The following is a 1,064-nucleotide window of genomic DNA, read 5'->3' as shown; positions in this document are numbered from 1 at the left end:
CGAGGCACTCCTTCTCCCGAAGTTACGGAGTCATTTTGCCGAGTTCCTTAACAACACTTCTCCCGCTCATCTTAGGATTCTCTCCTCGCCTACCTGTGTCGGTTTACGGTACGGGTAGCATGATACTTGATAGAAGCTTTTCTTGACAGTGTGAGTGCGGCGACTTCCCTACTTGTTTTTCGTTCCCCATCACAGCCCAGCCTTATGACCAAGGGGATTTGCCTCCTCGATCAGCCTCACTGCTTGGCCCGGGTCTACCATCGCCCGGGTTCGCTTGCCCTTCTGTGTCACTCCTTCTCTTATAGCGCATCACGCTAGTACTGGAATTTCAACCAGTTGTCCATCGCCTACGCCTTCCGGCCTCGGCTTAGGCCCCGACTTACCCTGAGCGGACGAGCCTTCCTCAGGAAACCTTGGGCTTTCGATGGTGAAGATTCTCACTTCACTTTCGCTACTCATGCCAACATTCTCTCTTCCCTGCAGTCCACCACACCTTACAATGCAGCTTCGCTCCACAGGGATTGCTCCCCTACCACTATGGTAGTTACCATAATCCATCGCTTCGGTGCCTGATTTGAGCCCCGTTCATTTTCGGCGCACCACCACTCGACCAGTGAGCTATTACGCACTCTTTAAATGTATGGCTGCTTCTAAGCCAACATCCTGGTTGTTTGTGCAGTGACACATCCTTTCCCACTTAATCAGTACTTGGGGACCTTAGCGGATGGTCTGGGCTGTTTCCCTTTCGACTATGAGACTTATCTCACACAGTCTGACTGCCTTGCATGACTAGCCGGCATTCGGAGTTTGATATGGTTCGGTAGACTTTTAGCCCCCTACCCAATTCAGTGCTCTACCTCCGGTAGTCTTCGCAAAACGCTAGCCCTAAAGCTATTTCGGGGAGAACCAGCTATCTCCGTGTTCGATTGGAATTTCACCCCTATCCACAAGTCATCCAAGCCTTTTTCAACAGACACTGGTTCGGTCCTCCACCTGGTTTTACCCAGGCTTCAACCTGCTCATGGATAGATCACACGGTTTCGGGTCTACAGCATGCAACTATT

Annotated in this window: 1 rRNA gene; it reads right to left on the bottom strand. The window is 51.3% G+C overall.

Annotated elements, in window-relative coordinates:
* Positions 1 to 1,064, bottom strand: a 23S ribosomal RNA gene (locus BLW33_RS13925); the annotation flags it as partial.

This window comes from Eubacterium aggregans (assembly GCF_900107815.1).
Taxonomy (GTDB): Bacteria; Bacillota; Clostridia; order Eubacteriales; family Eubacteriaceae; genus Eubacterium_O; species Eubacterium_O aggregans.
Note: the sequence above shows the minus strand (reverse complement) of the source record. Positions and strands in the feature narration are given on the sequence as shown.